Source organism: Frankia sp. QA3 (assembly GCF_000262465.1).
GTDB lineage: Bacteria > Actinomycetota > Actinomycetes > Frankiales > Frankiaceae > Frankia.
Genome location: NZ_CM001489.1, coordinates 1,326,440 through 1,345,388, shown reverse-complemented (window position 1 = coordinate 1,345,388; position 18,949 = coordinate 1,326,440). Strand labels below are relative to the sequence as shown.

17 protein-coding genes are annotated in these 18,949 nt (G+C 72.7%); 6 read left to right on the top strand and 11 right to left on the bottom strand.

Annotated elements, in window-relative coordinates:
• Nucleotides 1-35 precede the first annotated feature (35 nt).
• From FRAQA3DRAFT_RS05355 to FRAQA3DRAFT_RS05325, 7 genes are read right to left on the bottom strand one after another with little or no spacing between them, the layout of a single operon-like run.
• Complete coding sequence (locus tag FRAQA3DRAFT_RS05355; protein ID WP_009738044.1) at nt 36-1,250, bottom strand: cytochrome P450; 1,215 nt, start codon at nt 1,248-1,250, stop codon at nt 36-38.
• Nucleotides 1,220-2,206: an acyl-ACP desaturase gene (locus tag FRAQA3DRAFT_RS05350; RefSeq protein ID WP_009738043.1), complete on the bottom strand. Its 987-nt coding sequence runs from the start codon at nt 2,204-2,206 to the stop codon at nt 1,220-1,222. The genes FRAQA3DRAFT_RS05355 and FRAQA3DRAFT_RS05350 overlap by 31 nt, the downstream gene beginning before the upstream one ends.
• A 37-nt stretch (nt 2,207-2,243) precedes the next feature.
• A complete protein-coding gene (locus FRAQA3DRAFT_RS05345) occupies nt 2,244-3,092 on the bottom strand; it encodes a cyclopropane-fatty-acyl-phospholipid synthase family protein (RefSeq protein WP_009738042.1) in 849 nt (282 codons plus the stop codon).
• A complete protein-coding gene (locus tag FRAQA3DRAFT_RS05340) occupies nt 3,089-3,349 on the bottom strand; it encodes an acyl carrier protein (RefSeq protein WP_009738041.1) in 261 nt (86 codons plus the stop codon). Before FRAQA3DRAFT_RS05340 ends, FRAQA3DRAFT_RS05345 begins: the two co-directional genes overlap by 4 nt.
• The gene (locus FRAQA3DRAFT_RS05335) at nt 3,346-3,897 is read right to left on the bottom strand and encodes a PaaI family thioesterase (RefSeq protein WP_009738040.1); all 552 of its coding nucleotides are present in this window, start codon (nt 3,895-3,897) and stop codon (nt 3,346-3,348) included. The genes FRAQA3DRAFT_RS05340 and FRAQA3DRAFT_RS05335 overlap by 4 nt, the downstream gene beginning before the upstream one ends.
• Entirely contained in the window at nt 3,894-4,679 is a 786-nt protein-coding gene (locus FRAQA3DRAFT_RS05330; RefSeq protein ID WP_009738039.1) for a ferritin-like domain-containing protein, read from the bottom strand. Before FRAQA3DRAFT_RS05330 ends, FRAQA3DRAFT_RS05335 begins: the two co-directional genes overlap by 4 nt.
• Before the next feature lie 49 nt (nt 4,680-4,728).
• The gene (locus tag FRAQA3DRAFT_RS05325) at nt 4,729-6,396 is read right to left on the bottom strand and encodes an AMP-binding protein (RefSeq protein ID WP_009738038.1); all 1,668 of its coding nucleotides are present in this window, start codon (nt 6,394-6,396) and stop codon (nt 4,729-4,731) included.
• 530 nt (nt 6,397-6,926) lie between these two features.
• Between FRAQA3DRAFT_RS05325 and FRAQA3DRAFT_RS05320 the strand changes: the two genes are divergently transcribed.
• Nucleotides 6,927-7,481, top strand: a complete 555-nt coding sequence (locus FRAQA3DRAFT_RS05320) for a PaaI family thioesterase (protein ID WP_009738037.1) — start codon at nt 6,927-6,929, stop codon at nt 7,479-7,481.
• A 47-nt stretch (nt 7,482-7,528) separates the two neighbouring features.
• Here FRAQA3DRAFT_RS05320 and FRAQA3DRAFT_RS05315 read toward each other — a convergent pair whose 3' ends face one another.
• Together FRAQA3DRAFT_RS05315 and FRAQA3DRAFT_RS05310 are read right to left on the bottom strand one after the other, a co-directional pair.
• A complete protein-coding gene (locus FRAQA3DRAFT_RS05315; RefSeq protein ID WP_009738036.1) occupies nt 7,529-8,923 on the bottom strand; it encodes an aldehyde dehydrogenase family protein in 1,395 nt (464 codons plus the stop codon).
• Nucleotides 8,923-10,014, bottom strand: coding sequence for an AMP-binding protein (locus tag FRAQA3DRAFT_RS05310; RefSeq protein WP_009738035.1), 1,092 nt, complete (start codon nt 10,012-10,014; stop codon nt 8,923-8,925). The genes FRAQA3DRAFT_RS05315 and FRAQA3DRAFT_RS05310 overlap by 1 nt, the downstream gene beginning before the upstream one ends.
• Nucleotides 10,015-10,555: 541 nt before the next feature.
• On the opposite strand from FRAQA3DRAFT_RS05310, the gene FRAQA3DRAFT_RS05305 reads away from it, so the two are divergent.
• Nucleotides 10,556-11,959 (top strand): LuxR family transcriptional regulator, encoded by a 1,404-nt coding sequence (locus FRAQA3DRAFT_RS05305; protein WP_009738034.1) that lies wholly within the window; start codon nt 10,556-10,558, stop codon nt 11,957-11,959.
• A 13-nt stretch (nt 11,960-11,972) separates the two neighbouring features.
• On the opposite strand, the gene FRAQA3DRAFT_RS37975 is transcribed toward FRAQA3DRAFT_RS05305, so the two are convergent.
• Both FRAQA3DRAFT_RS37975 and FRAQA3DRAFT_RS05295 read right to left on the bottom strand, forming a co-directional pair.
• Complete coding sequence (locus tag FRAQA3DRAFT_RS37975; protein ID WP_009738033.1) at nt 11,973-12,824, bottom strand: AfsR/SARP family transcriptional regulator; 852 nt, start codon at nt 12,822-12,824, stop codon at nt 11,973-11,975.
• Nucleotides 12,825-12,924: 100 nt separating this feature from the next.
• Nucleotides 12,925-13,620, bottom strand: coding sequence for a TetR/AcrR family transcriptional regulator (locus tag FRAQA3DRAFT_RS05295; RefSeq protein WP_009738032.1), 696 nt, complete (start codon nt 13,618-13,620; stop codon nt 12,925-12,927).
• Nucleotides 13,621-13,699: 79 nt separating this feature from the next.
• Here FRAQA3DRAFT_RS05295 and FRAQA3DRAFT_RS05290 point away from each other — a divergent pair, with 79 nt between their 5' ends.
• From FRAQA3DRAFT_RS05290 to FRAQA3DRAFT_RS05275, 4 genes are all read left to right on the top strand, one after another.
• A complete protein-coding gene (locus tag FRAQA3DRAFT_RS05290) occupies nt 13,700-15,151 on the top strand; it encodes a DHA2 family efflux MFS transporter permease subunit (protein WP_009738031.1) in 1,452 nt (483 codons plus the stop codon).
• 84 nt (nt 15,152-15,235) lie between these two features.
• Nucleotides 15,236-16,279: an LLM class flavin-dependent oxidoreductase gene (locus FRAQA3DRAFT_RS05285; protein WP_009738030.1), complete on the top strand. Its 1,044-nt coding sequence runs from the start codon at nt 15,236-15,238 to the stop codon at nt 16,277-16,279.
• Between the two features lie 55 nt (nt 16,280-16,334).
• A complete protein-coding gene (locus FRAQA3DRAFT_RS05280) occupies nt 16,335-17,975 on the top strand; it encodes an ABC transporter substrate-binding protein (protein WP_009738029.1) in 1,641 nt (546 codons plus the stop codon).
• Nucleotides 17,975-18,925: an ABC transporter permease gene (locus FRAQA3DRAFT_RS05275; protein WP_009738028.1), complete on the top strand. Its 951-nt coding sequence runs from the start codon at nt 17,975-17,977 to the stop codon at nt 18,923-18,925. Before FRAQA3DRAFT_RS05280 ends, FRAQA3DRAFT_RS05275 begins: the two co-directional genes overlap by 1 nt.
• The last annotated feature ends 24 nt before the right edge of the window (nt 18,926-18,949 follow it).

Genomic DNA, 18,949 nt, shown 5'->3' with positions numbered 1-18,949 from the left:
GAGTCCCGCCACACCCGGCCGGCCGGCGCCGGAGGTCAGCCGACGATCCGGACCGGGAGTTCGGCGATCCCACGCACGACGAGGTTGGGACGGTAGGGCGGGGGGTCGACCAGCGGCGTCAGGCGGGGCGCGCGTCTCGCCAACGTCCGCAGCAGCAGTTCCATCTCCAGGCGCACCATCGGCGCGCCGATGCAGTAGTGATGCCCTCGGCCGAAGGCGAGATGGCGGGGCACTGCGCCGCTGCCCGCGTACCGGGTGAGGTCGAGCCGCTCGGGGTCGGCGTAGAGATCGGCGTCGCGGTTCGCCGACGCGAGCAGGATGATCACCCCGTCGCCCGCGGCGAACGGCTCGCCGTGCACCTCGACGTCGCGGGTGGCGACCCGGGTCGTGAGGTGCGAGGGGGTGCAGTAGCGCATCAGCTCGTCCACGGCCGGCGAAGCCAGGTCCGGGTTCGCCTGCAGCGCCGCGTACTGGTCGGGGTTGCGCATCAGCATCAGGAACGTGCTGGAGATCAGGCTGACGGTCGTCTCGTGCCCGGCGACGAGCAGCACCACCAGGGTCGCGAGCATCTCGTCGTTCGTCAGCCGATCGCCCTCGGCCTCCGCCAGGGCCAGCGCGCTGACGAGGTCGTCGGCCGGGTCGGCGCGCCGGCGGGCGACGAGATCGGTGAAGTACTCCCGGAACGCCGCGGCCGAGCTGCGCCGGTGGTCGATCTCGGCCTGGGACAGCAGGATGTCGGGGTCCAGGCCGCGGGCGAGTCCGAAGGACATCGACCGCACCGCCGCGTGGTCGGACGCCGGCACGCCCATCAGCTCGGCGATCATCGTCAGCGGCAGCGGGTAGGCGATCGCCTCGACCAGATCGACCTCGCCCGCGGCGATCGCCGCGTCGACGAGCCCGCCCGCGACCTCGGTGACCCGCGCGCGCAGCCCCTCGATCCGCCGCGCGCTGAACGCCTTGCCGACCAGCCGGCGGATCCGGGTGTGATCCGGGGGCTCCATCCACAGAAACGACGTCGGCAGGTCCGATCCGTCGCTGTCGGGATGCATGATCGTGCCTTCCTCGGCATGGCTCCACGCCGAGTCCTGCAGGATCGTGTCGACCTCCCGGTAGCGGGTCACCAGGCGCAGGCCCAGCGGGCCGGGCGCGAACGGACCGGCCTCGCGCAGAACCTGGTAGTTGGGGAAGGTGTCGTGATGCCAGGCGGGGTCGAAGATGTTCAGGGCCGCCTGGTCGACGGTGAGGTCCACGGTTGGCTCCTGGAATGGGGGGCGACCGGAGTGGGGGCCGGGTCCGTCGCGCGGCAGGCGCGCACGAACCTGGCCAGTTCGTCGACGCGGTCGGACGGCGCGTCCACCGCGCGGCGCACGACCCGGACGAGATGCTCGTAGGCCTCGGTGTGGTCGTAGTGGGCGGTGTCGGCGATCCGCAGCGCCCAGCGCCAGTAGCCGCGCAGCGTGTCGGCCAGCGGCATCCGGAACTGCGCCACGGCGTCGCGGATCGGCTCGACGACGGCGTCGCCGTACCGGCGCAGGTAGAGGTCGACCATGTCGGCCATGAAGGTGAAGTGGCGGGCCTCGTCGCGGCTGAGCCGGCCCAGGACCTCGGCGAGCACCGGGTCGCCGACGACGGCCCGCAGGTTCTGGTAGTAGATCTGGGTCGCCTTCTCCTGCACGAGCGTGTAGGCGAACAGCGCGGCCGGGTGCTCGTGCGGCAGCGCGAACTGCTTGCGCCCCTCCTCGGCGAGTTCGCGGCGCAGCGCCGCCGGTTGCGCGATGCCCGACTCCACCTGGTAGCGGAACAGGGCGCGGGCGTGGCTGTCCTCCTCCTGCGCCCAGCGCACCGTGAAGTGGTAGATCTCGCGGTTGAGCAGGAACGTCTCGACGTCGACGTCGCCGTCGAGCGGGAACCGGCTGCCGTAGAGGGCGAAGTAGCCCGGCAGGTGATCCTCGATGAACGTGATGAACCGGACGGCGGAACGCTGGCCCTCGGTGAGCCGGTCGGCGTCGGCCGCCGCCCAGTCGAAGCCGGTCTCGACGTCCCACCGGCGGGTCACCGGGGAGGCGGTCATGAAGGCGGTGACCGCCCGGTCGAGGTCCTCGGCGGGCAGTCCGACCGACCGGGCCGGGATCTCTCCCCGCCCCCCGGCCACGGGTTCGCGGGGTTGCGCGGGGGTCGTCGGGTGCGGACCGGTCGTGGTTGTCATCTGTCCTCCGGGACGGGCGGCGGCGCGCGGGCGCCGGTCAGCGGGCGTTGCGGCAGACCAGCGCGTAGTGCTTGGTCGTGAAGCCCCACCCGGCGTTGGCGACCTCCAGGTAGCGGGTGAGCTCCGCCGACGTGCCCGGGCGCAGCTCGTCGATGGCGGCCGCGCCGGCGGCGACGCGTGCCAGCCAGTCGTCGATCGTGCGGCGGTAGTCGTCGGTGAGGTCGTCGACGCTCGTCACCGAGAAGCCGGCGTCCTCGACCGCGCGCACCAGCTCCGACAGCGGCCGCATGTCACCCCAGCCGAAGATCGAGTTGCGCACGAACTCGGTGCCGGCGCGGCGGTCGAACTCCTCGCGCGCCGCGGCGTTGCGAAAGCAGCTCTCCGACACGTAGAAGTGGCCGCCGCGGCGCAGCATGCTCCGGGCGCGGCGCACCGCCAGGTCGACGTCGGGCATGTGGACGATCGACCCGAGCATGGTGACCGCGTCGAACGAGCGCACCGGGAGCTCGACGTCTTCGAACCTGCCGACGCGGGTGGAGACGAGATCGGTCAGGCCCAGCTCGGCGGCCCTCCCGGCGATGAACTCGTGCTGGCGCCCGGCCGGGCTGACCCCGGTCACCTCGGCGCGGTACTCCCGCGCCATGAACAGGATCAGCGACCCCCAGCCGCAGCCGACGTCGAGCAGCCGCTGCCCGGGGGCCAGCCGGAGCCGGTCGGCGACGAAGTGCAGCTTGGCGACCTGCGCCTCGGCGAGGGTGAGGCCGGGGCGCCGGTAGAGCCCGGAGGAGTACTTGCGCAGCGGGTCGAGGAACAGCCCGAAGATCTCCGGATCGAGGTCGTAGTGCTGGTTGGTCTCGCCCGCCCGCGGGTCCGTGACGGTGGTCATGCCGCCTTCACCTGCAACGCCTCGCGGACGACCGCGGCCAGCTCCGCGACGGAGGAGACGGTGAAGACGTCGGAGTCGTCGAGCTCGACGTCCCAGGTCTGCTCGACCTTGGCGACGACCCGCAGCAGCCGGACGGAGTCGGCGCCCTCGACGGCGCGCAGGTCGGTGTCGGCGGCGAGGGACTCGGCGGGCACGGCGAGCTCCCGGGCGACGATCTCGGTGATCTGCCGGAGGATGCCGTCGGCGGCGGTGGTCACAGGGTCTCCTCAACTGTGGCGGGGCCGTCCGCGGTGGTGGACAGCGCCGGAGTGGTGGACAGCGCCTGGTGGAGTCGGTCGGCCTCGGGACTGGTCAGGGCGATGCGTTCCCGGGCGGTGCCGAAGGGGACGTTGCGGTAGGTCGCGGACGCGGTCACGACTCCGACGCCGTCGGCATCGATGATCTCCGCGGTCGCGCTGATCAGGGGCGAGCCGGCGTCCGCGCCGGCGCCGAGGCGGGCCAGGCACGTGTAGCTGCGCCCGGTGGCGACCGGGGTGAGGTAGCGCATCCGCATGCTGACGGTGAAGGCCACCAGCCCGGTGCGCACGACGATGAGGTTGCCCATCGTCTCGTCGCAGACGACGCCGAGCAGCCCGCCGTGGACGACCCCCGGGTACGACTCGTAGCTGCGGCCGAGGTCGAAGGTGGTCTGCAGGCCCTCGGGGTGCTCGTCGAACTCGAGCCCGATCCCGTGCGGGTTGTGCGGCGAGCAGCCGAAGCAGCGGTAGTCCGCCAGGACCGCCCAGGGCAGCTCCGGGGCGCTCACGCCAGCGCCTCGGCGAGACGCCGGCGGACGCGGCCGTTGGTGCTCAGGTCCAGCCCGGTGAGCGCGGCGAAGGCCCGGCGGATGTTGTCCTGGAGCCGGTCGAGCTCGCCCTCGGTGGCGATGCCCGCGAGGAACATGTCGAACGCGGTGTCGATGGTCTCGTGGTTGGCGACCTCGGCCAGCCCGCTCTTGAACACCCCGACCGGATGCTTGATCCTCGACTCCGAGGTGTACACGTACAGCGTCTCCAGCACCGAGGGCAGCTCGTCGGGGTGCGCCTCCAGGCGCCGGCGCGCGTAGTGCAGGAACTCGCGGGCGTGGCCGGCCTCGTCCCGGCTGGCGCGCAGCATCAGCGAGCGCAGGACCGGCTCGTCGACCCAGGCTGCCACGGAGCGGTAGACGTGGTTCACCGTCAGCTCGGAGATGATGTTCGTGGCGAGCGTCGCGCTCGGCGTGGTGCCGGGGGCGTACGGCTCGCGCATCGCCTCGACGGGCGCGGTGGGCATCTCCACGCCGACCGCGTCCAGCCAGGTCCGGAACGCGAAGTGGTGCTGCAGCTCCTCGTAGCCCCAGACGGCGACGAAGGTCGAGAAGTCGTAGTCGTCGAACTCGTTGAGGAAGCCGTGCTGGGCGGCGATCGAGTTGGCCTCCCCCATCACGGAGCTCTTGACCATCGTGACGTACTCGGGCCGCACGCGGTCGCGGTCGATGTCGTCGAACGGCAGATCGGCGAGGGTCCAGCGCTTCTGCTCGTAGTGGCGGAAGACGTCGTAGCCGTGCATGTCGGGCCTACCTCCGTCGGGGATCACTGGCGGGGATCACTGGCGGGGATCACTGGCGGGCGAGGCCGCGGGCCTCGACGCGGCGGAACTTCCCGCTCGAGGTCCGCGGGAGGGCGTCGGGGGCGACCAGGCGCACCGACACCTCGGCCAGCCCGAGCGCGGATCCGACGGCGACCCGCAGATCGGCGGCCAGCCGCACCCGGTCTGCGGCGCCGTCCAGGGTGGTCTCGGCGATCACCGTCATGGATTCGGTGCCCGCGTCGTCGACGTCGGCGACCGCCACGCACCGGCGTCGGTGCACCCCCGGCGCGTCGCGGACGAGAGCCTCCGCGTCCTCGGGGTAGTAGTTGACCCCCCGAATGATGATCATTTCCTTGCGCCGTCCGCTCACGTGAAGCTCGCCGGCGACCTGGAAGCCGAGATCGCCGGTCGCGAGCCACTGCGCGGCGGGGGCGGGGGCGGCGGGGGCGGGGACGGGTGAACCGGACGCGCCGCCCGCCGTCAGGTAGCCGGCGGTGACCGCGTCGCCGGAGATCTCGATCTCCCCGACGGTCCCGTCGGGCACGCTGCGGCGCTGCTCGTCGACGACCCGCAGCCGCATCCCCCGCACCGGGCGGCCGAGGCCGACCAGGCCCCGGGAACCGGCATCGCCCGCGGGCGCCGGCACCGCTACGCCGTCGCGGGCGAGCCGGTCGCGGTCGACCCAGGTCGTCACCGGCGGGCGGCCCAGCGGCGGGAACGTCACGGCGAGGGTCGCCTCGGCCATCCCGTAGACGGGGAACATCACCTCGGGGACGAACCCGGCCGGGGCGAAGCGCGCGCCGAAGCGTTCCACCGTGATCGGACTGACCGGTTCCGCGCCGTTGAGCGCGACCCGCCAGCGGCGCAGGTCCAGGCCCGCGGCCTCGTCCGGTCCGACCGCCGCGAGCAGGGCGTCGTAGCCGAAGTTCGGCGAGGGGAGGATGGAGCAGCCGAGCGCGGCGAACGACCGCAGCCAGGACGCCGGGTCCTTGATGAACGTCGAGGGCGACCAGATCGTCATCGGCACCCCGACGAGGATCGCGCTGAGCGCGCCGAACAGGCCCATGTCGTGGTAGAGCGGCAGCCAGGTGGCCCCGTGATCGCCGTCGGCCAGCCCGATGCCGTCGACGATCGCCGCGGTGCCGTGCACGACGTTGCGGTGGGTCAGCACGACGCCCTTGGGCACGGCGGTGCTGCCCGAGGTGAACTGGACGATGGCGATGTCGGACGGCGTCACGGCGGGCAGTGCCACGCCGTCGCGGGCCGTCCGGGTGAGCTCGGCGATGCGGTCGAAGCGCAGTGCGGGCAGCACCGGGCCGAGCCGCCGCGCGACGCCGTCCGCCCCCGCCCCGACGAGCACGCGCTCGACGCCGGCCGCGCTCGTCACGGCCGCGATCCGGGCAGCGTAGCCGGCGAGGTCGCCCGCCGAGGTCGGCAGCGGCAGCGGGCAGGCCGCGGCGCCGGCCCGGGTCACCCCGATGACCGCGGTCACGAAGTCGGCGTTGTTCCGGCTGAACACGCCGACCCGCTCGCCGGGTGCCACCCCCGCGGCGACCAGGGCCCGGGCGAGCGCGGTCGTCGCGTCGGCAAGCTCGACCATGGTGAGCCGTTCGGACGAGCTGGGGAAGCTCACGGCGACATCGGGTCTGGTCGCGGCCGCCTCGTCGAGCGCGCCGGGCAGCGTCGTGCCTCGCATCAGATGCTCTCCCGTTCTGGGCAGGTGTCCGGTGCGGTCGCCGGACGCGGCCGCGCGAGGGCGGGAAACGACAGGCGGCGAAACCGTGCACACTCCCGGTCCGGCGCAACGGTGGCGACGGAGCCTTTCGACCGGACTTCGGTCCGGCTCGATGGCGCCTTCGCAAGCCTGGCAATCCGGCGCCGGCGGGTCAACGAAAGAGATGCCTCTCCTATCGATCCATCGCCCGGGACAATAAGCGCGCCGAATCGGCCACGGGTGCCCGATGACGAGGAATACGAGGGGTCATGTTATAGCGGTTCACCGGCTATTCCGACCGGCGGCCCCGCCGGGTCGACGTCCGTTCGGCCGTTGTTCGCCACGCGGTCGGCACGCCCCGGCCGTGACCCGGCGACACGGGTCCATCGCTGCGGATATCGTGTCCGGACATTCGACCCGTCCCCATCGGGCGCGGCGCGTCGATTATTGCCTCGTGCGGGCCAGGGGACGGCCGGGGGCAGGCTCGACCGACTCGACAGAGAGGTGCAGCCGTGGAACACGACGGCATCAGCGCGCAGGCCGAGGCCACCGAGCACATCGAGGCCACCGAGCACATCGAGATCACCAAGCACATCGAGGCCACCGAGCACATCGAGATCACCAAGCACATCGAGGCCACCAAGCGCATCGACGATCTGCGCGCGCTGCTGGAACACGGCCTCGCGGAGGGGGTCGGCGTGGGCCACTCGCTGGGCGTTCGGATGCGGACCCTCGAGGTGGGGCGGACCGTCTGGACGCTGCGACCGTCGCCGGCCGCCGCCAACGCGATGTTCACGGTGCACGGCGGCGTCATCGCGACGCTGATGGACACGGCGATGGGCAGCGCCGTGTACACGAGCCTGCCGGCCGACACGTCTTACACGACGCTGGAGCTGAAGGTTAATTTCGTCCGGTCGGTGAATCTCGACGCGGCGGCGCTGGAATGCGTCGGACGGACCGTTCACGTGGGGCGCCGGACGGCGACGGCCGAGGCCCAGGTCACCAGTGCGGACGGCCGACTCGTGGCGCACGGAACCTGCACCTGCCTGCTCACCGCGGCGGGCTGAGGTTGTTGCGGTGGCGGGCCGGAAAACTCCCACCACCGCCGGGCGGGTCACGCCGCCGGTGACTCGACCGCCGTTCGGATCATTCCCTTCGTGCGCATGAGAACCTCACCCAGATAACCATCGTGCGGAATTCCCGGACGCAGCCAGGTGGTGGGATTGTCCCCCAGGTAGAGATTGATGATCGACGGCTCGTCGAGCAGCGCGTCGATCAGCTCGGTGCGGGTGGTCATCGCGGTGAGGACGAGCGAGTCCCGCAGCGGGGCGACCCCGTCCGCCGGCCGCCACGGGCCGACCCAGACGCAGGGGAAGGGAAGTTCGACGCCAAGCTGGGCGGCGCGGGGTGAATCGACCATGTGCACGGCGGGCCGCAGCACCGCGCCGCCCGAGGGCAGCTCGTCGACGATGGTGTCGCCGCCGAGCAGCGGCCGCGCGTCCCCGGCGACCTTGTGCAGGTACTGGTCGACCTCGACCACCGACGCGGTCGGCTGGACCGTCAGGATCGCGTCGGGATGGTCGGCCGGCAGGCTCGGGATCCGCCCCAGCCGCTCGGCCAGCGCCCGGGCCAGCGGCTCCGGGTCGCCCTCCACCAGCACCGCGCTCGCGCAGGTGCAGGCCGTCCCGCCGAGATGGCTGACCGACCCGGCGATGATGTCGATGGAGTCTCGCCAGTCGACGTCGGCGGTGACCAGGATCTTCGAGCGTCCCGGGCCCTGGGTGAGCACGGTGGGGATGGCACTGTACTTGTCGACGACGTCCTGACCGCCGTACACGATCGCGAAGTCGGCCTCGGCGATGATCACGTCGGCGACGTCGTGGTCGGTGGGCAGCAGCGTCAGGGTCGCCGGCGGGAAGCCGGCCTGGCGCAGGGCCTCGACGAGCCGGAACGCGGTGTACGGCTCGCGGGCGGACGGTCGCACCACCACCTTGTAACCCAGGGCGAGCGCCTCCGGCCACAGCCCGTGGACCGCCGGGGTGTTGCCCGCCGCGTGCACCGCGAACAGGTCGCCGCGCCGCGCCCACACCGCCGCACCCTCGCGGGTCCGCCCGTCGCGCCAGTCACCCACCGCGCCCCGCGGCATCGCCAGCTCCACCGTGGTGCGCTGCGCGCGCAGCACGTCCGCGATCCAGCCGACGGACTGGCGCACCACCGCGCGCGGCACCCCCGACGCGGTCGAGACCAGCCGCACGTACTCGTCCGGCCCGAGGCCGCCGAGCGGGGCGGTCAGGAAGAGCTCGGCCGCGGTGTCGAGGGCGTCGAGGCGCCGCGCGCCGGGCACCACCGGGGCGGCGCGCATCGCCGCGATGGTGCGGTGCACGTACAGCGACGGCACCTGGCTGATCTCGCCGATCTGCGCCCCGGACAGCGAGGTCAGCGGCCGGCGGTTGCGGCTGCGGTAGGGCCCGGCGGGCCCCAGCGCGTCGATCTGGATGGGCTCGCCCATCAGTAGACCCCCTCGATGACGGCGTGATCGTCGAACGTGGCGACCGGTCCGACGTCGGCGACGGCGCAGCCGAGCCAGCCGGGGGGCGGCTCGGCCGCGAGGGCGTGGTCGCGTTCGAGGTTGTTCGGGATCAGGGCGTACTTCGTCAGGTGGTTCATCACGACCTGGCCGCGTTCCCCGAGGTTCACGTCGTCGCCGGTGTCGGGATCGACGACCCGGAACGCGATGTACGGGCTCGGCGGGTCGAAGACCGCGAGGCCGCCGGCGGCCTCCCCGGGGCGCTCCCGGGACATCCCGAGGATGGTGGTGCTGCCGTACAGGCCCTTGAGCGGGATGCCGGGGAAGACCTCCGCCTGGAAGATCTCGCGGGAGTCGGCGTCCATGTGGGCGCCGCTCCAGCAGATGAACCGGACGTTCTTGCGGATCAGCTCGACGAGGTCGTCGCGGCGCGCCATCCGTTCGAGCAGCGGGGGCGTGGTGATGAGGATGCCCACCGCCTGGGTGGTCAGGACGTGCGCCGCCTGATCGATGACGTGCTCGGCGTAGAGGTCCGCCGCGCCGGGACCGTCCCGCTCGATCAGCCGCTTGATCCACCGGGGGTCGAGGTCGACGGTGAACCGCACGCCTTCGTGGCGCCGCGCGCGGCGCGCGGCGAACTCCCCGAACATGTGCGGGCCGCTGGGGGCGACCGCCAGGACGTTCGCCGGCCCGAGATCGGCGTAGTGGAACTCGTCCCAGCTGAGCGCGAACTCCATCCAGCGGTCGAACATGACGAACCGCTTCGGCGCCCCGGTCGTGCCGCCGCTCTCATAGACGCCCGCGATCACCCGGTCCTCGCCGGCGAGCCCGCGCGGGATCAGGTCCTCGACGGGCACGTCCCGGAACTCGTCCACGACGTTCGGGAACAGGCGTAGGTCGGCGAAGGTGCGGACGTCGGCGATCGGGTCGAAGCCGAGGCTGCGCGCCCGGCGCAGCCAGAACGGGCTGCCGGTCGACGCGTCGAAGTGCCAGCGCATCAACGCGCCGATGTACTCGTCGGGGTCGGGGGCGGGTTGGCCGGCCCGAGGAAGATCGAGGACGGTGGAACTCATACGCTGCCTCCGCGGGCGCGTCGGATACCTCGGCGAGGTCATCGTCGCCGACCCCCGGCGGCCGCAGGCCCGGCCGGGACCCTGCCGATCGGGCAATAGGAACTTCCGCGCGCCGCCGCCACGGCGCCGCGCAGCGCAGCGCCCGCGCGGCCCGGATGCATGCGCCATTGCCGGCGGCAATAACCAAACCGAACATCGGCTCGACCGGGAACCCGACGGACGAACGAAGTACGTTGACGAGATAGGAGCAAAATGGTTGGATTCGGCACGTGTATCGTTCGGCCACGCTGGTAACCCGGGGTCACATCGACTTCCTCCGGGTGTGTTCCGCCGCGTGTACCGACGGCTGAACGGGCCGCATTCCCCGCCACCACGGCCCACGGCCCTTGGCCTCCCGTCGCAGCCCAGAGCGGGCGTCCGCCCGGCCGTGCCCGGCCAGCGGCTCCCCGGCCCCGCGTCTGTGCCCACCGTCAGCGCGCCAGGCGCGGAAACCGATCCGATGACGGCGGTAAGACGGCAGCGAAAAGGAGTGACACCGGGCATGAGTACCGCCGCCACGGCCATCGCCGGGATGACTGCAACGGGCCCCCACGGCACCGTCCGGACGGCGGAGCACGCTCGGATCATGACCTTTCTCGACGCCAGGGGCGAGGGGCGCACCTCGCTCGTCGAGCTGACCGGCGACCCCGGCTACGGAAAGACCCGGCTGCTGACGGCCGTGGCGGGCGAGGCCCGCCGCCGCGGCGTCGACGTGCTGCGGGCGCGCTGCACCGAGACCCGCACCGGCGAGTCCTTCCATCCCTTCATCGAGGCGTTCACCTCCTGGCGGCCGTCGGGGACCACGCTGCTGGCGCCCGCCACCGCGTTCATCCGCGCCCTCGCGGCCGCCGCCGACATGCTCGACGACACGTCGACCTCGCGCTGCCGGCTGTTCGCCGAGCTGCGTTCGCTGTACGGCGACTGTCTGGCGGCCGCGCCCGGCGGTCTGCTGCTGCTGTTCGACGACTTCCACTTCGCCGACCGGGCCTCGGTCGACCTGCTCGAGGTCCTGGCACGCTGGCCGCTGGTGGAGGCGCTGCCGGTCGTGGTCGCGCACCGCCAGCGCCAGGTACCCGCCTGGATGCACGTCACCATCCAGGCCGGGGTCGAGCTGGGCGCGGTGGAGCAGATCCGGCTGGCGGCGCTCACCCTGCAGCAGAGCGCCGAGCTGCTCGGCCTGCCGGGCCGCGCCCCCGGGCTCGCCGACCTGCACGAGCGCGGCGCCGGCAACCCCCTCTACCTGACGGCCCTGGCCGAGCAGGAGGCGGGTGGTGGCGACGACGGCCGAGCCGACGGCTTCGGCCACGCCCCCTCGGCGGGGCCGTCCGACCACTGGGCGCGCACCACACTCGGCGTCCGCCTGCTGGCCGAGACCACGCCGCTCGGGGCGACGCAGCGCCTGGTCGCGCGGGCGGCGGCCGTGCTCGGCGACACCTTCACCGTCGATGCCGTCGCCGCCGTCGCCCAGCTCGACCGGGCCGAGGCCTGCCGTGCCCTTCGCGAGCTGCGGGCTCGCGACCTCGTCCGCGCGACGCCGGGCGGCGAGCTGGCCTTTCGCCATCCGCTGGTGGGCCGCTGCCTCTACGGGCAGACGGATCCCTGCTGGCAGGTCGGCGCGCACCGGCGGGCGCTGGAGTACCTGCGGACGGGCCCCGCCGCGCCGACGCTGCCGGCCCGGCACGCCGAGCGGTCCGGCCCGCGCGGCCCGGCCGGCGTGGGGGTCGGGCTGACGGCGCGCGAACGGGAGGTGGCCAGGCTCGCCGCGCAGGGGCTGCGCACCCGGGACATCGCCGGCCGGCTGCGGGTGAGCCCCCGCACCGTCGACACCCACCTCGCGCACATCTACGGCAAGCTCGGGGTGAGTTCCCGGGTCGAGCTGGTACGGCTGCTGTCCGTCGCCCCCTGACCGGCCGGGCTGGTCAGCTCGCGGTGGGCAGATCGAGCAGCCGGTCGCGGGTGAGGATTGCGTCGTGCAGCCGGCGCAGTGACCGGCAGGGCTCCAGCCCCAGCTCGGCCCGTAGCACCTGTTGCGCACCTCGGTAGACGGCCAGTGCCTCGGCCTGGCGGCCCGCGCGGTAGAGAACGAGCATGAGCTGCGAGTAGAACGACTCCCGCAGCGGGTACTGGGCGGTGAGCGCGCCGAGCAGGCTGATCACCTCTCGGTGCCGGCCGAGCGCGGTCCGGGCCTCGACGGACAGTTCCAGGGCGGCGAGGCGTTCCTCCTCGGCCCACGCCGCGAAGGCGGTGAGCACCGGCCCCTCCGCCGCGGACTCCGCCAACACCGGCCCGCGCACCAGCGACAGCGCGCGTTCGGCCGCACTCAGCGCCGCGGCGTAGCTTCCGGCCGCCTGCTGGGCGCGCCCGTCGCGCATGGCGTCCTGGAATTCGGTGACGTCGAAGCTGGCGCCGTCCAGTCGCAGCAGATACCCCGAGGGCTTGGTGACGATGATGTCCGCGGGGTCGATGCCCGCGGGGTCGATGCCCGCGGGGTCGATGCCCGCGGGGTCGATGCCCGCGGGGTCGATGCCCGCGGGGTCGGCGGCCGCGGCGGCCAGAAACTTGCGCAGCTGGGAGATGTAGACGTGGATGGCCGCAGCGGCTCGACGGGGCGGCCGGTCCCCCCACAGCTCCAGGACCAGACTGTTCTTGGTCGTCACCCGGCCGGCACCGACGAGCAGCACGGCGAGGGTCGTCTCCATTTTCGGGGCGCTCAACAGGTGGCTCTCCCGGCCGTTCGAAACGCGCAGGGGCCCGAGCAGTTCGTAACGCATAGACACCTCGTGCAGGCAGGAAACGGCTCCGGGAACGGGAGGTGCCACTGTCTCTCGTCCGACGGCCGGTGCACATCGGTGAAACTGCGTAGGTACCGCGCTAGGGGGCAGGGGCGGGCGGCTGAGCGGTGTCGTCCCCGCCGGCCGGCACGCCGAAGGCCCGCAGGAAGGTGTCGACCCCGGCCCGCACCACCTCGCCGACCTCGGCTGGGGCCAGCGGGCGGGTGCCCAGCGTGCTGCGCACGGGCAGCTCGTCGTAGACGAGGGCGATGAACTGGTTGGCCGCGCGCACCGGATCGGCGATGCGCAGGTGGCCGGCGTGGGCCAGCCGGGCGAGGCGGCCGGCGAGCGCCTCGATGAACTGGTCCGCCCCGCTGGCGCGCACGGCGTCGTAGAGGTCGGGAAAACGCAGCGCCTCGGCGTAGAGCAGGCGGCGCACCGCCTCGGAACGCTCGTCGCAGTAGCAGTCGACGAGCCGCGCGGCGACGTCCTCCAGTCCGCCACGAAGGCCGCTGGCCTCCTTGGGAAAGCTCTCGAGCACCTCGAGCGCCTTCGCGTTGGAGCGCGCCGCCGTCGTCGTCATGACGTACCGGAACAGGTTCTCCTTCGAGCCGAGATGGTTGTAGATCGTCGGCTTGGCCACGCCGGCCTCGGCGGCGATCATGTCGAGGCTCGCCTGCGCGTAACCGTTGCGGGCGAAGACGCGCAGCGCCGCCTCCACGATCGCGCGGCGCTTGTCCAACCGGCCCCGTTCCGCCGGAGCTCCGGTCGCCTTCGCGCTCTCGCCCACACCCATGGGCCCATGCTACGGTCTCATCCATAAATCTGAACCAGATAGTTCAATCTTCTTGGACGACCCTTACAAGGGAGTTGTCATGACGGGCACGAACGCAGCGCAGGACAGCCCACCGCGGCTCGATTCCGCCCTGTTGATCCTCATCGGGGTGATGGTGCTCGGCGGGATGATGTCCTACCTGGACGCGACGATCGTCAACGTCGGCATCAGCACGCTGAGCGCGCACTTCGACGCCTCGCTCGCCACGATCGAAGGGGTGACGACCGGCTACCTGCTGGCGGTCGCGCTTGCCATCCCGGTGGCCGGCTGGGCGGTGGCACGCTTCGGCGCGAAGCGTATGTGGCTGCTCGGCCTGTCGCTGTTCCTGGCCGGGTCGGCCCTGTGCGCGGCGGCGTGGAACGCGCAGAGCCTGATCGCCTTCCGGATCCTGCAGGGCCTCGGCGGCGGCATGGTCGACCCGATCATGATGGCCGTGGTCGCCGGCGCCGCGGGGCCCGCCCGCATCGGGCGGGTGATGGGCCTGATCTCGATCCCGATCACGCTCGGGCCGGTGCTCGGGCCCATCGTCGGCGGACTGCTGCTCGACGGCCTGTCCTGGGAGTGGATGTTCCTGGTCAACGTCCCGTTCGCGCTCGCGGCCATCGTGCTGGCGATCGTGGTGCTGCCCGCCGACCCGCCTCGCGACGGTGGTCCCGTGCCCCTCGACGCCCTCGGTGTGGCCCTGCTGTGCCCCGGCTTCGCCGCGATCGTCTACGCGTTCTCACAGGCCGGCGGCCTCGGCTTCGACAGCACCCGGGTCGTGGTCGGCCTGGTCGTCGGGCTGCTGCTGTTCGCCGGCTACGTCGCCCACGCGCTGCGCACGGCCGCCACGCCGCTGCTCGACCTGCGGCTGTTCGCCAGCCGGGGCTTCTCCGCCAGCGTCACCACCATGTTCCTGCTCGGTGGCGGCCTGTTCTCGCTGCTGTTCATCCTGCCGCTGTACTACCAGCAGGTGCACGGCCACTCGGTGCTGGAGTCCGGCCTGCTCCTGGCCCCGCTGGGCTTGGGCACCATGCTCGGTATGCCGCTGGCGGGCAGCCTGGCCGACAAGGTCGACGCCCGGCGGCTGGTGCCCGCCGGCGCCCTGCTGGTCGCGGCCGGCTCGCTCGTGTTCACCCGGTCCGGGGCGGACACCTCCCAGGTCGCGCTGACGGCAGCCCAGTTCGTCGCCGGCTTCGGCATGGGCCTGGTGGGCGCCCCGACGATGGGCTCGGTGTACCGCACCGTGCCCGGTGACGCGGTGGCCGGTGCGACCGGCGCGGTGTTCATCCTCAACCAGATCGGCGCCTCGCTGGGCATCGCGGTCGTCGCGCTGATCCTGCAGGGCGGCGGCGCGCACACGGCGCCGACCGAGGCATCGTTCGGCGACGCCTTCTGGTGGCCGTTCGCGGCCGGCCTCGTCGTGTTCGCCATGGGCCTGCTGCTGCCCGGCCGGCCGGCGCACGTGGCCGCGCCGACCCCGGCCGCGCCGGCGGAGCCCGTCTCGGCCTGAGCGCCACCCCCACGCCCACCTGCCGCCGCGCCACCACCCCCGCCGCCGCGCCACCGCCGCGGGCGGCCCTGCCGAAGGACCACGATGACCAGCTCCACCATCCTTCCCCTGTCCGTCCTCGACGTCGTCCCCGTCTTCGAAGGGGGCAGCGCGACCACGGCGCTGCACGACACCGTCGCGATCGCTGCCCGCGTGGAGGAACTCGGCTACCACCGGTACTGGCTGGCCGAGCATCACGGCACGCCCAGCCTGGCCACCTCGACGCCGGCCGTGCTCGCCGGCCGGATCGCCGCCGCGACCAGCAGGCTGCGGGTCGGTTCCGGCGGGGTGCTGCTGCCCAACCACGCCCCGCTGGTCGTCGCCGAACAGTTCGGCACTTTGCAGGCGCTGTTCGGCGACCGCATCGACCTCGGCCTGGGCCGGGCGCCGGGCACCGATCCCCTCACCGCCCGCGCCCTGCGCCGCTCGCCCGGCGGCGACGAGCACTCCTTCGCCGACCAGATCACCGAGCTCATCGGGTACTTCGCCCCCACCGATCCGGGCAACCCGGTCATCGCGGTGCCCGCCGCCGACAGCCGGCCGCAGGTCTGGGTGCTCGGCTCCAGCCTCGCCAGCGCCGACCTCGCCGCGGCGCTCGGCCTGCCCTACGCGTTCGCCCACCACGTCAACCCGCAGGCCAGCGTGGCGGCGCTGCGCCGCTACCGCGCGGCGTTCACGCCCTCGGCCCAGCTTGAGCGCCCCCGCTCGCTGCTCAGCGTCCTGGTCACCGTCGGTGACACCGACGCCGCCGCCCGGCAGGCCGCGGCCCCCTACCTGCTGAGCAAGCTCTGGATGCGCACCATCGGCCTGTTCGACGCGTTCCCCTCCCAGGCGACCACGAACGCGCACTCCTACCGCGGCGGCGAGCTCGCCTTCCTCGACGACCTCGCCGCCCCCCAGCTCATCGGCGGCGTGGACACGGTGCGCCGCGACCTGGCCGCCCTCGTCGACGCCACCGGCGCGGACGAGCTGATGGCGCTGACCATCGTGCCCGATCAGGGCGACCGTCTGCGCTCCTTCGAGCTGCTGGCGCAGGCGGCGTCGTCGCCAAGTCCAGCCGCGCGACCAGGCGTTTCAGTGCGGATTTAGCGACTCGCCCAAAGGTGAGGAAGTCCAACATCCATACCGTGTACGGAGTATCTGCATGTCATCGCGCCACACCGCACGAAGCGCAGGTCTGCTCGCAGCCCTCGCCGCCACCCTGTTCACGGCGGCCTGTGGATCGGGCGGTGGTGGCGGCGACGCGACCGACGTCCAACCGCGCAACGGCGGCAGCATCACCTACGCGGCCGAGAAGGAGCCGGACTGCTGGGACCCGCACGCCAGCGCCCAGGACGTCACCGCGTTCACCCAGCGGCCGATCTTCGACTCCCTCGTCTACCAGAAGCCCGACGGCTCGCTGGAGCCCTGGCTCGCCTCCTCGTGGAAGATCAGCGCCGACGGCCGGACGTACACCCTCCAGCTCCGCCAGGACGTCACCTTCCACGACGGCGCCAGGTTCGACGCCGCCGCGGTGAAGGCCAACTTCGACCACATCGTCGCCAAGGACACCGAGTCGCAGTTCGCCGCCGGCCTCCTCGGCCCGTACACGGGCACGAAGGTCACCGGTCCGTACGAGATCCAGGTGTCGTTCAGCCGTGCCTACTCGCCATTCCTGCAGGTGGCGAGCACCACGTTCCTCGGCCTCGCCTCTCCGGCGTCGCTGCGCGCCGGCGCGGACAAGCTGTGCTCGGGCACGGCGTCGGTCGGCTCCGGGCCGTTCCGCAACGGCCGGTACACCCGCGGCCAGCAGCGGGTCTACACCCGTAACGCCGCCTACAACTGGGCGCCGAAGGGCGCCGCGCAGAGCGGGCCGGCCCGGCTGGACTCGGTCACCATCCGGTTCATCACCGAGGACGCCACCCGGGTCGGCGCGCTGAGCTCCGGCCAGATCGACGGCGCCGCCGCCATCCCCGCGAACGACATCGCCGGCGTCCGCACCAACCCGCGCCTGACGGAGATCAGCAAGCAGACGCCCGGCGCGGTCGACGCCTTCTACCTCAACACCTCCAGCGGGCTGTTCACCGACATCCGGGTGCGCAAGGCGTTCCAGCGCGGCCTCGACGTGGGCACCATCGTGACGTCGGTGTTCCAGGGCACCACCGAGCGGGCGTGGAGCGTGCTGTCCCCCACCACCCCGTCCAGCTACGACGCCTCGCTGGAGAACAGCTGGCCGTACGACCCGGCGCTCGCCGGCAAGCTGCTCGACGAGGCCGGCTGGACCGGGCGCGACGCCGAGGGCTACCGCACCAGGGACGGCAGGCGGCTGAGCGTCTTCGCGCCGATCTACGGCAGGCCCACCCTGTTCTCCCAGGCCGCCCAGGCCGAGCTGAAGAAGATCGGCTTCTACCTGGATCTGCATGCATCCACCGACGCCACGGAGGTCTCCGGCTGGCTGGACGACGGTAAGTACGACACGGTCGAGCTGAAGTGGGCACGGCCCGACGGCGACATCCTCAGCTCGTTCTTCCTGTCCACGGAGACCTCCGTGGGCGGCGGGCACAACTTCGCCCGCGTCGCCGATCCGCAGGTCGACACCTGGCTGAAGGCGGCCCAGGCCGCGCAGTCGCCCCAGGAGCGGGCGAAGCAGTACGCCAAGGTCCAGAAGTGGGCGATCGAGCAGGCCGCGGTGGTCCCGGCGTACATCTCGACGGCGACCGTCGGGGTCAACAAGAAGGTGCACGGCCTGCGGCTGAGCATCGCCACCTGGCCGGAGTTCTACGGCGCCTGGGTGCAGGCCGGCTGATGCGCTCGGCCATCCGCCCCGTCGTGGTCCGCCTGCTCGGCGCCGTCGGGGTCGTCTGGGGCGCCGTGACCCTCGCGTTCGGAGTGCTCCAGCTCATCCCCGGCGATCCGGTGAACGCGATCGTCGGCACGAACGCGCTGGTCGGCCCCGAGCAGCGCGCGCTGCTGCGGGAGCGGTACGACCTGGACCAACCGCTGTTCACCCAGTACCTGGACCACCTCGGGCGGCTGGCCACCGGCCGGCTCGGCGACTCCTACCAGCTCCAGCAGCCGGTCTGGTCGGTGATCACCGACCAGCTGTGGCCCACGGTCGAACTCGCGCTGTGGGCGAGCCTGCTCGCCGTGGTGCTCTCGGTCGCCGTGACGGTGCTGACCTCCGGGCGCTCCCGCTGGCCGCGGCGGGTCAGTTCGCTGCTGGAGCTGCTGGTGGTCTCCACGCCGGCGTTCTGGCTGGGCATCCTGCTGCTGACCGTCTTCTCGTTCCACCTCGGCTGGCTGCCGGTGTCGGACACCGGCGACCCGCGCTCGCTGGTGCTGCCGGTGGTGACGCTGGGGCTGCCGATCGCGGCGATCCTCACCCAGGTGATGCGCGAAGGGCTGCTCACCGCGCTGGACGCGCCCTTCGTCCTGACCGCCCGCGCCCGCGGGCTCGCCGAGCACTCGGTGCGCTCGCGGCACGCGCTGCGGCACTCGGCCCTGCCCGCCCTGACGCTGGCGGGCTGGTTCGTCGGCACGCTGCTCGGCGGTGCCGTGATCGTGGAGAACGTCTTCGCCCGGCCCGGCCTCGGGCGGGTCGCCCTGCAGGCCGTGGCCGACCGGGACTTCCCGGTCGTGCAGGGGGTGGTCGCGCTGTCCGCGGTGGTGTTCGTCGTCGTCAGCGCCGTGGTGGACGTGTTGTACGCCGTCGTCGACCCCCGGCTGCGCCGGCGCACCGGGATGGTGGCGGCGTGAACGCGGCGCGGCGAGCGCCGCGGC

Excerpts from the sequence above, each read along its gene's own strand:
- FRAQA3DRAFT_RS05290 (WP_009738031.1), top strand. The coding sequence starts at position 13,700 with ATGACGGGCACGAACGCAGCGCAGGACAGCCCACCGCGGCTCGATTCC.
- FRAQA3DRAFT_RS05280 (WP_009738029.1), top strand. The coding sequence starts at position 16,335 with ATGTCATCGCGCCACACCGCACGAAGCGCAGGTCTGCTCGCAGCCCTC.
- FRAQA3DRAFT_RS05305 (WP_009738034.1), top strand. The coding sequence starts at position 10,556 with ATGAGTACCGCCGCCACGGCCATCGCCGGGATGACTGCAACGGGCCCC.
- FRAQA3DRAFT_RS05285 (WP_009738030.1), top strand. The coding sequence starts at position 15,236 with ATGACCAGCTCCACCATCCTTCCCCTGTCCGTCCTCGACGTCGTCCCC.
- FRAQA3DRAFT_RS05275 (WP_009738028.1), top strand. The coding sequence starts at position 17,975 with ATGCGCTCGGCCATCCGCCCCGTCGTGGTCCGCCTGCTCGGCGCCGTC.
- FRAQA3DRAFT_RS05295 (WP_009738032.1), bottom strand. The coding sequence starts at position 13,620 with ATGGGTGTGGGCGAGAGCGCGAAGGCGACCGGAGCTCCGGCGGAACGG.
- FRAQA3DRAFT_RS05330 (WP_009738039.1), bottom strand. The coding sequence starts at position 4,679 with ATGCACGGCTACGACGTCTTCCGCCACTACGAGCAGAAGCGCTGGACC.
- FRAQA3DRAFT_RS05315 (WP_009738036.1), bottom strand. The coding sequence starts at position 8,923 with ATGGGCGAGCCCATCCAGATCGACGCGCTGGGGCCCGCCGGGCCCTAC.
- FRAQA3DRAFT_RS05325 (WP_009738038.1), bottom strand. The coding sequence starts at position 6,396 with ATGCGAGGCACGACGCTGCCCGGCGCGCTCGACGAGGCGGCCGCGACC.
- FRAQA3DRAFT_RS05350 (WP_009738043.1), bottom strand. The coding sequence starts at position 2,206 with ATGACAACCACGACCGGTCCGCACCCGACGACCCCCGCGCAACCCCGC.
- FRAQA3DRAFT_RS05310 (WP_009738035.1), bottom strand. The coding sequence starts at position 10,014 with ATGAGTTCCACCGTCCTCGATCTTCCTCGGGCCGGCCAACCCGCCCCC.
- FRAQA3DRAFT_RS37975 (WP_009738033.1), bottom strand. The coding sequence starts at position 12,824 with ATGCGTTACGAACTGCTCGGGCCCCTGCGCGTTTCGAACGGCCGGGAG.
- FRAQA3DRAFT_RS05345 (WP_009738042.1), bottom strand. The coding sequence starts at position 3,092 with ATGACCACCGTCACGGACCCGCGGGCGGGCGAGACCAACCAGCACTAC.